The sequence below is a fragment of the Kitasatospora putterlickiae genome (genome assembly GCF_039527695.1).
Lineage (GTDB): Bacteria > Actinomycetota > Actinomycetes > Streptomycetales > Streptomycetaceae > Kitasatospora > Kitasatospora putterlickiae.
In genome coordinates, this window is the sequence record NZ_BAAAKJ010000026.1 from 8,585 (window position 1) to 19,136 (window position 10,552).

Here is a 10,552-nt window from a genome sequence, read left to right on the forward strand (position 1 = left end):
CGGGACCGGCGGTGTACGGAGGGGCCGTTCGCCGTGGGGGACGCGCGGGCGGGGCGCGGCGGTTCGTCCGCCGCGCCCCTCCCCCGGGTGACCGGCCGGTGTCAGCCGGTCACCCACTCCTGCTGGGCGGCGAGGTCGGCCTTGACCTCGGTGAGCTGCGTGGCGACGGCGCTGGGGGCGGTGCCGCCGCGGCCGTTGCGGGCGGCGATCGCGCCGTGCACGCTGAGCACGGTGCGCACCTCGGGGGTGAGGTGCTCGGAGATGTCGGCGAACTGCGCGTCCGTCAGGTCGGCGAGCTCGATGCCCCGGGCCTCGCACTCCTTGACGCAGGCGCCGGCGACCTCGTGGGCGACCCGGAACGGCACGCCCTGCTTGACGAGCCACTCGGCGATGTCGGTGGCGAGCGAGAAGCCGGCCGGGGCGAGCTCTTCGAGCCGCTCGCGGTGGACGGTGAGCGTCGCCATCATGCCGGTGAAGGCGGGCAGCAGGACCTCAAGGGTGTCGCAGGAGTCGAAGACCGGCTCCTTGTCCTCCTGGAGGTCGCGGTTGTAGGCGAGCGGGAGGGCCTTGAGGGTGGCGAGCAGGCCGGTGAGGTTGCCGATGAGCCGGCCGGACTTGCCGCGGGCGAGTTCGGCGATGTCGGGGTTCTTCTTCTGCGGCATGATCGACGAGCCGGTGGAGAAGGCGTCGTGCAGCGTGATGAAGCCGAACTCCTTGGTGTTCCAGATGATCACCTCCTCCGCGATCCGGGAGAGGTTGATCCCGATCATCGCGGTGACGAAGGCGAATTCGGCGACGAAGTCGCGCGAGGCGGTGCCGTCGATGGAGTTGCCGACGGAGCCGCCCTCGAAGCCGAGGTCGGCGGCGACGGCCTGCGGGTCGAGGCCGAGCGAGGAGCCGGCCAGCGCCCCGGAGCCGTAGGGGCTGACGGCGGTGCGGGCGTCCCACTGGCGCAGCCGCTCGGCGTCGCGGCCGAGGGCCTGCACGTGCGCGAGGACGTGGTGGGCGAAGAGCACGGGCTGGGCGTGCTGGAGGTGGGTGCGGCCCGGCATCGCGGTGTCCGGGTGGGCCTCGGCGAGGCCGACCAGGGCGTGCTGGAGGTCGAGCAGCAGGCCGCCGATGGTCTTCGCGTGGTCCCGCAGGTACATCCGGAAGAGGGTGGCGATCTGGTCGTTGCGGGAGCGGCCGGCCCGCAGCTTGCCGCCGAGGTCGGGGCCGAGGCGCTCCAGCAGGCCGCGCTCCAGGGCGGTGTGGACGTCCTCGTCGGCGATGGTGCCGGTGAAGGTGCCGGCCTCGACGTCGGTGAGCAGCCGGTCGAGTCCGTCGAGCATCGCGGCGAGTTCGCCGTCGTCGAGCAGGCCGGCCTTGTGCAGGACGCGGGCGTGGGCCTTGGAGCCGGCGATGTCGTAGGGGGCGAGGCGCCAGTCGAAGTGCACCGAGGCGGAGAGCCTGGCCAGGGCCTCGGACGGGCCGTCGGCGAAGCGGGCACCCCAGAGGCGGACGTCGCCACCGGAGGCGGTCTGGTCGGCGGACATCACTGGCTCCTTACTGAAACTGACGTGCGGGAGGGGGAGGGGGCGGCCCCGGCCTGGTGCGGCCGGGGCCACGGGCGGGCTCAGCCCAGGTCGCGCCGGGCGGCGATCTTCGAGGAGAGGCCGAAGATCTCGATGAAGCCCTTGGACATCGACTGGTCGAAGGTGTCGCCGGTGTCGTAGGTGGCGAGGTTGAAGTCGTACAGCGACTGCTCGGACTTGCGGCCGTTGACGACGGCCCGGCCGCCGTGCAGGACCATCCGGATGTCGCCGGAGACGTGCTGGTTGGCCTCGTTGACGAAGCCGTCCAGGGCGCGCTTGAGCGGGGAGAACCACAGGCCGTCGTAGACCAGCTCGGCCCAGCGCTGCTCCACCTGCCGCTTGTAGCGGGCGAGTTCGCGCTCGACGGTGACGTTCTCCAGCGCCTGGTGGGCGGTGATGAGGGCGATCGCGCCGGGGGCCTCGTAGATCTCCCGGGACTTGATGCCGACGAGCCGGTCCTCGACCATGTCGAGGCGGCCCACGCCCTGGGCGCCGGCCCGCTTGTTGAGCTCCTCGATGGCCTGCAGGACGGTGACCTTGCGGCCGTCGACGGCGACCGGCACACCGGCCTCGAAGGTGATGACCACCTCGTCGGCCTCGCGGGGGGTGGCCGGGTTCTGGGTGTACTCGTAGACGTCCTCGATCGGGGCGTTCCAGATGTCCTCCAGGAAGCCGGTCTCGACGGCCCGTCCGAAGACGTTCTGGTCGATCGAGTACGGGGACTTCTTGGTGGTGGCGATCGGCAGGCCCTTGGCCTCGGCGAAGGCGATGGCCTTGTCCCGGGTCATCGCGTAGTCGCGGACCGGGGCGATGCACTTGAGGCCCGGGGCGAGGGAGTTGATGCCGACCTCGAAGCGGACCTGGTCGTTGCCCTTGCCGGTGCAGCCGTGGGCGACGGTGGTGGCGCCGTGCTTCTGCGCGGCGGCGACCAGGTGCTTGACGATGACCGGCCGGGAGAGGGCGGACACCAGCGGGTACTCGCCCTGGTAGAGGGCGTTGGCCTTGAGCGCCGGCAGGCAGTACTCGTCGGCGAACTCGTCGCGGGCGTCGGCGACCTCGGCCTCGACGGCACCGCAGTCCAGCGCCCGCTGGCGGATGACGTCCAGGTCCTCGCCGCCCTGGCCGACGTCGACGGCGACGGCGATGACCTCGGCGCCCGTCTCCTCGGCGATCCAGCCGATGCAGACGGACGTGTCCAGACCGCCCGAGTAGGCGAGTACGACGCGCTCGGTCACGGCTTTCTCCTTCACAACTGTGCGAACAGGCTTACGGCGATAGGCATAAGTATGCACTACTCCGTATGAAATTCAAAACGCCGTCGGCGAGCGGGTTCCGGATACACCTGTGGGCCCGGTCGGAACCGGGCCCACAGGCGGACGGGACGAGGGCTGGTGCGCCCCTACTGCGTCTTCGCCTGGGCGAGTTGCATCAGGTGGTCGGCGAGCGCCTGGCCGCCGAAGGGGTCGCGGCTGATCAGCAGCACGGTGTCGTCGCCGGCGATGGTGCCGATGATCTCGAACACCTCCGCCTGGTCGATCGCCGAGGCGAGGAACTGCGCCGCGCCCGGCGGGGTGCGCAGCACGACCAGGTTGCCGGAGGCGGTCGCGGAGACCATGAGCTCGCCGGCCAGCCGGGCCATCCGGCCCTCGGTGGCGGACTCCCCCATCGGCGCGCGCGGGGTGCGGTCGCCGCCCTCGGCCGGGACGGCGTAGATGAGCGCGCCGTCCCGGTTGCGGATCTTCACCGCGCCCAGCTCGTCCAGGTCCCGGGAGAGGGTGGCCTGGGTGACCACGAGTCCGTCGTCGGCGAGCAGCTTGGCGAGCTGGCTCTGCGAGCGCACGGGCTGGCGGGTGAGCAGGTCCACGATCCGCCGGTGACGCGCGGTGCGGGTCTGCGGGACCTGCGGCGACGGGCCGGCGGCGGGCTGCCCGGAGTTGGGTACGGTCATGTCATTATTCTCCCGGACTACCCGCGGTTCGCCTCGTCCGGGGCGCCCTCACGGACCGTCCGCAGGACGGCGGGCAGCGCCGCGAGGAAGGCGTCCGCCTCCTGCTCGGTGAGCACCAGCGGCGGGGCGAGGCGCACGGCGTCCGGCACTGCGGCGTTCACCAGGAAGCCGGCCTCCTGCAGGCCCGCCTGCACCCGCGCCGACACCGGCTCGGTGAGCACGATGCCCAGCAGCATCCCGGCCCCGCGCACGTGCGAGACCAGCGGGTCGCCGAGCGCCTCGACGCCGTGCCGCAGCCGCTCGCCGATCTTGCGGGCGTGCTCCAGCAGGCCCTCGGACTCGATGGTGTCGAGCACCGCGAGGCCGGCCGCCGCGGCCACCGGGTTGCCGCCGAAGGTGGTGCCGTGCTGGCCCGGGGTGAGCAGTTCGGCCGCCTCGCCGAAGGCCAGCACCGCGCCCATCGGCAGGCCGCCGCCGAGCGCCTTGGCGAGCGTGACGACGTCCGGCTCGACGCCCTCGAAGGCCTGGTGGGCGAACCAGTGGCCGGTGCGGCCGACGCCGGTCTGGATCTCGTCCAGGACCAGCAGGGTGCCGGTGGCGCGGGTGATCTCGCGGGCGGCGGCCAGGTAGCCGTCGGGCAGTGGGATCGCCCCGTTCTCGCCCTGGATCGGCTCTAGGAAGACGGCGGCGGTCTCCGTGGTGACGGCCGCGCGCAGCGCCTCCACGTCGCCGAACGGGACGTGCGTGACGTCGCCGGGCAGCGGGCGGAACGGGTCCTGCTTGGCGGGCTGGCCGGTGAGCGCGAGGGCGCCCATGGTGCGGCCGTGGAAGCCGCCCCGCAGCGCGACCAGGTGGGTGCGCCCGGTGCGGCGGCTGATCTTGAAGGCGGCCTCGTTGGCCTCGGCGCCGGAGTTGCAGAAGAACACCCGGCCGGGGCGGCCGTCCAGGCGCAGCAGCCGCTCGGCGAGGGTGACGGTGGGCTCGGCGATGAAGAGGTTGGAGACGTGGCCGAGGGTGGCGATCTGCCGGCTGACGGCCTCGACGACGGCCGGGTGGGCGGTGCCGAGGGCGTTGACGGCGATGCCGCCGAGCAGGTCGGTGTACTCCTTGCCGTCGGCGTCCCAGAGCCTGCTGCCCTCGCCGCGGACCAGCGGGATCCGCGGGGTGCCGTAGTTGTCGGTGAAGGAGTGCTGCCACCGCTCGGTGAGCTGGGCGTTGGAAGTCATGCGAGTCCCCCGGTCACGGTCGGTTCGTCGTCGGGCACGACCATCGTGCCGATGCCCTCGTCGGTGAAGATCTCCAGCAGCAGGCTGTGCGGCACCCGGCCGTCCAGCACGCGGGCGGTGCCGACGCCGGAGCGCACGGCGCGCAGGCAGCCCTCCATCTTGGGCAGCATGCCGCTGGCCAGGCCCGGCAGCAGCTCGTCCAGCTCGGAGGCGTTGAGCTGGCTGATCACGTCGTCGGACTTCGGCCAGTCCTTGTAGAGGCCCTCGACATCGGTGAGGACGACGAGCATCTCGGCGCCGAGCGCGACGGCGAGGGCCGCGGCGGCGGTGTCGGCGTTGATGTTGTAGACGTGGCCGTCGGCGCCGCGGGCGATCGAGGAGACCACCGGGATGCGGCCGTCGGAGATCAGCGCCTTGACCGCGCCGGCCTCGATCTTGACGATGTCGCCGACCAGGCCGATGTCGACCTGCTCGCCGTCGACCACGGCGTAGCGCTTGACGGCGGTCATGGTGTGGGCGTCCTCGCCGGTCAGGCCGACGGCGAACGGCCCGTGCCGGTTGAGCAGGCCGACGAGTTCGCGCTGCACCTGGCCGGCGAGCACCATCCGGACCACGTCCATGGTCTCCGGGGTGGTGACCCGCAGGCCGTTGGTGAACGAGGACTCCAGACCGAGCTTCTCCAGCTGGGCGCTGATCTGCGGGCCGCCGCCGTGCACGACGACGGGGTGCAGGCCGGCGAAGCGCAGGAAGACGACGTCCTGGGCGAAGGCGGCCTTGAGCTCGTCGTCGACCATGGCGTTGCCGCCGAACTTGATCACGACGGTCTTGCCGTGGAAGCGCTCCAGCCACGGCAGGGCCTCGATGAGCGTCATGGCCTTGGGCAACGCGGTGTTGTTGCGGGCCTGTTCGCCCTTGGGTGCGATCTGCACTGTTCTGATTCCCCGGCTCTGGTGGCGGCTGTCAGGTGGAGTAGGCGCTGTTCTCGTGCACGTAGTCGGCGGTGAGGTCGTTGGTCCACAGGGTGGCCTCGGCGCCGCCGGCGTTCAGGTTCGCGGTGATGACGACCTCGCGGCCGGTCATGTCGACGAGGTCGCGGTCCTCCCCCACGCTGCCGTCGCGGCAGACCCAGACGCCGTTGATGGCGACGTCCAGGCGGTCGGGGTCGAAGGCCGCGTCGGTGGTGCCGATCGCGGCGAGCACCCGGCCCCAGTTGGGGTCCTCGCCGTGGATGGCGCACTTGAGGAGGTTGTTGCGGCCGATCACCCGGGCGACGTCGACGGCCTCCTGCTCGGTGGCGGCGCCGGTGACGTCGATCCGGATGTCCTTGCTCGCGCCCTCGGCGTCGCCGATCAGCTGGCGGGCGAGGTCGGCGCAGACGGTGCGCACGGCCTCGTCGAACTCGGCCCGGTCCGGGACGGTGCCGGTGGCGCCGGAGGCGAGCAGCAGCACGGTGTCGTTGGTGGACATGCAGCCGTCGGAGTCGATCCGGTCGAAGGTGGTGCGGGTGGCGCCGCGCAGCGCGGCGTCCAGCGCGGCGGCGTCCGCCTCGGCGTCGGTGGTGAGCACCACCAGCATGGTGGCCAGGCCGGGGGCGAGCATGCCGGCGCCCTTGGCCATGCCGCCGACCGTCCAGCCGGCCGGGCTGGTGACCTGGGCGGTCTTGTGGACGGTGTCGGTGGTCTTGATGGCGATCGCGGCCCGCTCGCCGCCGGTGGCGCTGAGCGCGGCGGCGGCGGTGGCGACGCCGGGCAGCAGGATGTCCATCGGCAGCCGCACGCCGATCAGGCCGGTGGAGGCGACGGCGACCTCGCCGGCGTTGAGCTTCAGTTCCTCGGCGACCTTCTCGGCGGTGGCGTGGGTGTCCTGGAAGCCGAGCGGGCCGGTGCAGGCGTTGGCGCCGCCGGAGTTGAGGACCACGGCGGAGACGGTGCCGCCCTTGAGGACCTGCTCGGACCAGAGGACGGGGGCGGCCTTGACCCGGTTGGAGGTGAAGACGCCGGCGGCGGCGAGCGTGGGCCCGTCGTTGACGACGAGCGCGAGGTCCGGGGTGCCGGAGGCCTTGATGCCGGCGGTGACGCCGGCGGCCCGGAAGCCCTGGGCGGCGGTGACGCCGACGTTCTGGTGGTCGGTCACGGTGCGACTCCGTTCACGGGAAGGCCCAGTTCCTCGGGCAGGCCGAGGGCGATGTTCATGCTCTGCACCGCGCCGCCGGCGGTGCCCTTGACCAGGTTGTCGATCGCGCTGATCGCCACGATCCGCCCGGCGGCCGCGTCCAGGGCGACCTGCACCAGGGCGGCGTTGGAGCCGTAGACGCTGCTGGTCTGCGGCCACTGCCCCTCGGGCAGCAGGCGCACGAACGGCTCGTCGGCGTACGCCTCGGCGTAGGCGGCGCGCAGCTCCCCGGCGCCGACCCCGGGCTTCGCCTTGGCGGAGCAGGTGGCGAGGATGCCGCGCGGCATCGGGACCAGGGTGGGGGTGAAGGAGACGGTGACCGGCTCGCCCGCGAGCGGGGTGAGGTTCTGGGACATCTCCGGGGTGTGCCGGTGGACGCCGCCGACGCCGTAGGCGCTGACGCTGCCCATCACCTCGCTGCCCAGCAGGTGGGTCTTGGCGGCCTTGCCCGCGCCGGAGGTGCCGGAGGCGGCGACGACCACGGCCTCGGGCTCGGCCAGGCCCGCCGCGTAGGCGGGGAACAGGGCGAGCGAGACGGCCGTCGGGTAGCAGCCGGGGACGGCGATCCGGTTGGACCCCTTGAGCGCGGCGCGGTGGCCGGGCAGCTCGGGCAGGCCGTAGGGCCAGGTGCCGGCGTGCGCGGAGCCGTAGAACTGCTCCCAGTCGGCGGCGGCCTTGAGCCGGAAGTCGGCGCCGCAGTCGACGACCAGCACGTTCTCGCCGAGCGCCTCGGCGACGGCGGCGGACTGGCCGTGCGGCAGCGCCAGGAACACCACGTCGTGATCGGCCAGCACCTCGGGGCTGGTCGGCTCCAGGACCCGGTCGGCCAGCGGCAGCAGGTGCGGCTGGAGCAGTCCCAGCCGGGTGCCCGCGTTCGAGCCGCCGGTCAGCGCCCCGATCTCCACCTCGGGGTGGCCGAGCAGCAGGCGCAGCACCTCACCGCCCGCGTACCCGCTCGCGCCGGCGACGGCGACTCGCAATGCCATGGCGTTCCTCCTTCGTCGTGGCATGAATATACGCAGCACGGAACATTCATGCAAGGAGTATGCGGAGAACCCGCGCCGGGGCCGGGCCGCGCCCGGGCGCTCAGCGCTTGACGGCCTTGAGCACCACGAACTTCGGATTGCCCGCGACCGTCCGGCAGTTGCCGAACAGCCGGCGGAGCTTGACGTGGTAGCCGAGGTGGCGGTTGCCGACCACCCACAGTTCGCCGCCGGGGCGCAGCGCGCGGCGGGCGCCGGTGAACATCCGCCAGGCGGTGGCGTCGGTGGTGGCCTGGTGGGAGTGGAACGGCGGGTTGTTCAGGACCAGGTCCACCGAGTCGGCCGGGACCGGCGCGTCGCCCAGCGCGTCGGCGGTGAGGAACTCGGCGCGGGCCTCGGGGCCGAGGTTGGCGCGGAAGGTCTCCTCCGCGGAGGCGACGGCCTGGTGGGACTCGTCGACGAAGACCAGCTCGGCGCCGGGGGCCGCGAGGGCCGCGGCGGTGCCGACCACGCCGTTGCCGCAGCCGAGGTCGACGACGCGGGCGCCGGGGGCGGCGGTGGGCAGGTGGGCGAGGAGGAAGCGGGTGCCGATGTCCAGGCGGTCGGCGCAGAAGGTGCCGGCGTGGTTGACCACGGTGCGGCCGGAGACGGGACCGATGTCGCCGGGCAGGGCGTAGCGGTGCGGCCAGGGGTTGGGGCCGGGGTCGAGCGTCCGGTCCGGGGTGCAGCGGATCAGCCGGGCCTTGCGGACGGCGAGCGTGGTGCGGGTGGGGCCGAGGATCCGCTCGAAGAGGTCGAGCGTGGAGGTGTGGATCTCGGTGGTCATGCCGGTGCCGAGGACCACGGTGTCCGGGTGGAGGGACGGGGCGAGCCGGTGCAGCTGGTCCTCCAGCAGGGCGAGGCTCTTGGGGACGCGCACCAGCAGGACGTCGGTCCGCTCGGGCGGGGTGTCGCGGGTGGTGAGCAGGCGGGCGGCGGCGGGGGCGGCGCCGGCCAGGGCGAGGTTGGCCTCGGTGGCGCGCTGGGCGAGGTGCGAGTCGCTGATCTGGGTGATCCGCGCCGGGGCCTGCTCGGCGGGGGCGGTGGCGAGCGCGGCGGCCAGGGCTCCCCAGCGGTCGCCGAGGACGGTGACGGCGCGGCCTGCCAGGGCGGTGGCCCGGCCCTCGGCGGAGTCGCTCTCGCCGGCCAGGTGCCGCAGCAGGTACTCGTCGGCGGCGTCCCAGGCGCGCAGCCGCTCGCGCGGGTCCCGCGGGTACCGGGTGAGGTCGAGGGGGCCCCACGGGGTCGGGAGCGGGGGCGCGGCGGCGGGCGTGGCGAGGTGGTTCATCGCCGCCCAGGCTAGCCGACCGGCGCCCGCGCGCGGACCGGGGCGGCGGCCGATACTGGGAGGGCCCGACGGAAGGGGCAGGCCATGGACTGGAAGCTTGAGGTGGTGGTGGTCCCGGTGGCGGACGTCGACCGGGCGAAGCTCTTCTACGAGGAACAGGCCGGTTTCACCGTCGACCACGACAGCCGGATCCGGGACGGGGTGCGGGTGGTGCAGCTGACGCCGCCCGGCTCCAGTTGCTCGATCGTGGTGGGGACCGGGCTGACGGAAGCGCCGGCCGGCTCGCTGAAGGGGCTGCAACTGGTGGTGCCGGACATCGACCGGGCGCACGCGGAGCTGATGGCGCGGGGCGTGCAGGTGAGCCCGGTGCAGCACTTCGAGGACGGCGACCGGGTGGACGGCCGGGGCGGGCTGTGGAACTCCTTCGTCTTCTTCAGCGATCCGGACGGCAACGGCTGGGCGGTCCAGGAGGCGCCCGGCCGTCGCTGAAAATGGATCTAAGCTCGGAGGATGGTCGAAGACGAGGGAAGCGTCCGGGTCGACAGCTGGATCTGGTCGGTGCGGCTGGCCAAGACGCGGTCGGCCGCGGCGGCGGCGTGCAAGGCCGGGCACGTGCGGGTCAACGGCGAGCGGGCCAAGCCCGCGCAGGCGCTGAAGCCGGGCGACGAGGTCCGGGTGCGCGTCGAGGGCTGGGAGCGGGTCGTCGTGGTGACGAAGCTGATCCGCAAGCGGGTCGGCGCGGAGGTCGCGGCGGCGTGCCTGGTGGACAACAGCCCGCCGCGTCCGGCGCGCGAGTTCGTCGCCGCGCCGGGCGTGCGCGACCGGGGCGCCGGGCGGCCGACCAAGCGTGACCGCCGGGAGATGGAGCAGCTGCGGCGGCCGTAGCGCCCGTCCCCGTGGTCCCGGGGGCCTCGGCAGCTTCCTGCCGAATTGGTCTTGACCATTGTCTCCGGGCGGTCGCCCGCCGGAAGCTCTTCCCCGAAGCGCCGGGCGGGCAGTCCGGCGCTCGCGTCCGAGGAAGGAAGCACCGGCATGGCATTGCGCAAGGCGGTTTCCACCATGGCCCTGGCTGGACTGCTGGCGGGGGCCGGCGGCCTGATCGCCGCCCCGGCGGCCCAGGCGTCCACGGCCAAGACGACCGGCTACGTCTACGTCGGCGTCTACGCGAGCGGTGACGCCTGCCACGCCGCGGGCAAGGCCCTGGTGGCCCGGGGCGAGGCGTCCTCGTACTTCTGCGACGTCCTCGACTTCCCGCCGTACACGGCCCGCCTCTCCATCTGGGTCTGACCGCACCGCGGGCGGGCCCGGCGACGCCGTACGTC

11 protein-coding genes are annotated in these 10,552 nt (G+C 73.3%); 3 read left to right on the plus strand and 8 right to left on the minus strand.

Annotated elements, in window-relative coordinates:
• Positions 1 to 101: 101 nt before the first annotated feature.
• From argH to ABD308_RS03290, 8 genes are all read right to left on the minus strand, one after another.
• Complete coding sequence (argH, locus tag ABD308_RS03255; RefSeq protein ID WP_344325215.1) at positions 102 to 1,535, minus strand: argininosuccinate lyase; 1,434 nt, start codon at positions 1,533 to 1,535, stop codon at positions 102 to 104.
• An 80-nt stretch (positions 1,536 to 1,615) separates the two neighbouring features.
• Complete coding sequence (locus tag ABD308_RS03260) at positions 1,616 to 2,809, minus strand: argininosuccinate synthase (RefSeq protein ID WP_344325218.1); 1,194 nt, start codon at positions 2,807 to 2,809, stop codon at positions 1,616 to 1,618.
• 164 nt (positions 2,810 to 2,973) lie between these two features.
• Entirely contained in the window at positions 2,974 to 3,522 is a 549-nt protein-coding gene (locus ABD308_RS03265; RefSeq protein ID WP_344325221.1) for an arginine repressor, read from the minus strand.
• 17 nt (positions 3,523 to 3,539) lie between these two features.
• Positions 3,540 to 4,748 carry an acetylornithine transaminase gene (locus ABD308_RS03270; RefSeq protein WP_344325224.1) on the minus strand — a complete coding sequence of 403 codons (1,209 nt, stop codon included), beginning with the start codon at positions 4,746 to 4,748 and terminating at the stop codon, positions 3,540 to 3,542.
• Positions 4,745 to 5,620: an acetylglutamate kinase gene (gene argB, locus ABD308_RS03275; protein WP_344325251.1), complete on the minus strand. Its 876-nt coding sequence runs from the start codon at positions 5,618 to 5,620 to the stop codon at positions 4,745 to 4,747. Before argB ends, ABD308_RS03270 begins: the two co-directional genes overlap by 4 nt.
• A gap of 88 nt (positions 5,621 to 5,708) precedes the next feature.
• Positions 5,709 to 6,881, minus strand: coding sequence for a bifunctional glutamate N-acetyltransferase/amino-acid acetyltransferase ArgJ (gene argJ, locus ABD308_RS03280; RefSeq protein ID WP_344325227.1), 1,173 nt, complete (start codon positions 6,879 to 6,881; stop codon positions 5,709 to 5,711).
• Positions 6,878 to 7,906: an N-acetyl-gamma-glutamyl-phosphate reductase gene (argC, locus tag ABD308_RS03285; protein ID WP_344325230.1), complete on the minus strand. Its 1,029-nt coding sequence runs from the start codon at positions 7,904 to 7,906 to the stop codon at positions 6,878 to 6,880. Before argC ends, argJ begins: the two co-directional genes overlap by 4 nt.
• A gap of 100 nt (positions 7,907 to 8,006) precedes the next feature.
• Entirely contained in the window at positions 8,007 to 9,230 is a 1,224-nt protein-coding gene (locus ABD308_RS03290) for a methyltransferase (protein ID WP_344325233.1), read from the minus strand.
• Positions 9,231 to 9,314: 84 nt separating this feature from the next.
• Between ABD308_RS03290 and ABD308_RS03295 the strand changes: the two genes are divergently transcribed.
• From ABD308_RS03295 to ABD308_RS03305, 3 genes are all read left to right on the plus strand, one after another.
• Positions 9,315 to 9,719: a VOC family protein gene (locus ABD308_RS03295; protein WP_344325236.1), complete on the plus strand. Its 405-nt coding sequence runs from the start codon at positions 9,315 to 9,317 to the stop codon at positions 9,717 to 9,719.
• Between the two features lie 21 nt (positions 9,720 to 9,740).
• Positions 9,741 to 10,115, plus strand: a complete 375-nt coding sequence (locus tag ABD308_RS03300; protein WP_344325239.1) for an RNA-binding S4 domain-containing protein — start codon at positions 9,741 to 9,743, stop codon at positions 10,113 to 10,115.
• A 147-nt stretch (positions 10,116 to 10,262) separates the two neighbouring features.
• Entirely contained in the window at positions 10,263 to 10,517 is a 255-nt protein-coding gene (locus ABD308_RS03305) for a hypothetical protein (protein WP_344325242.1), read from the plus strand.
• Positions 10,518 to 10,552: the final 35 nt, after the last annotated feature.